We start from the raw sequence: 967 nt of genomic DNA on the forward strand, positions 1-967 counted from the left end.
GGCGATCGGTCTCCCTCTGATGGGCTCGGAGATGTGTATAAGAAACAGTACGGAAACATCGTCAATACACAAAACATACCGTGGGTATCGCTACGCTCAACCCACGGCTAAACAAAGATTATCCCCTTTGGGGAAACATTGTGTGATGCATCCCATGCGGAAACGCGGGTAATCTCCACGCCGTTACACCAAAACACCACACATGCAGTTTAGGGGCGAGTGGAAGCTCGCCCGCGTTGCGTCCGCCGATGACGTATATGTGGCGGCATCCCCGGGCGGGGATAGACCGCGTTTTCGCATGGTTTGTGTTGCGGGCGACCTTCCAGTCGCCCCTACAGCTACGCGATGGACTACGCGGTGTTATCTTGTGTATTTGAGGATGGCATAAATCGGTGATTATTAATGTGATATATCTGAATTGGTAATTTTGTATTAAATTTTGTGGGGAAACTATTGTATATTCCAATTAAAGTTTCTACCTTTGCACTCACAAATCCTGCGCACGTGGCGTAATTGGTAGCCGCGCTAGACTTAGGATCTAGTGTCTAACGACGTGGGGGTTCGAGTCCCTTCGTGCGCACAGAGAGCGACAGCAATGCTGCCGCTCTTTTTTTATACTATGATTGGATTGTAGTCTTATTCTACAGTTACTGACTTGGCGAGGTTACGCGGCATGTCCACGTTGCATCCTTTCATTACTGCGATATGATAGGCAAGGAGCTGCAGCGGGATTGAGACAATGATGGGCGATAGACATTCCGGCACCGGAGGAATCTCCAGAGTGAAATCAGCGATTTCAGGAATAGTTGTGTCGCCACGGGTCACGATAGCTATTACCGAACCTCCGCGAGCTTTTACCTGCTGGATGTTGGAGATGATTTTTTCGTGCAGCTCGTCGGTAGGTGCGATAATCACAGTGGGCATCTCGCGGTCGATAAGTGCGATAGGTCCGTGCTTCATCTCTGCG

General features: G+C 49.8%; 1 protein-coding gene and 1 tRNA gene. One reads left to right on the top strand and one right to left on the bottom strand.

Annotation, left to right across the window (positions count from 1 at the left end):
* The first annotated feature begins 498 nt into the window (after positions 1-498).
* Positions 499-580 (top strand) — tRNA-Leu (locus tag E4T81_RS15490).
* Positions 581-636: 56 nt separating this feature from the next.
* On the opposite strand, the gene E4T81_RS15495 is transcribed toward E4T81_RS15490, so the two are convergent.
* A partial coding sequence (locus E4T81_RS15495; RefSeq protein ID WP_135046159.1) for an SIS domain-containing protein occupies positions 637-967 on the bottom strand: 331 nt, incomplete at its 5' end.

The sequence above is a fragment of the Barnesiella sp. WM24 genome, from assembly GCF_004570975.1.
Taxonomy (GTDB): domain Bacteria; phylum Bacteroidota; class Bacteroidia; order Bacteroidales; family Muribaculaceae; genus Muribaculum.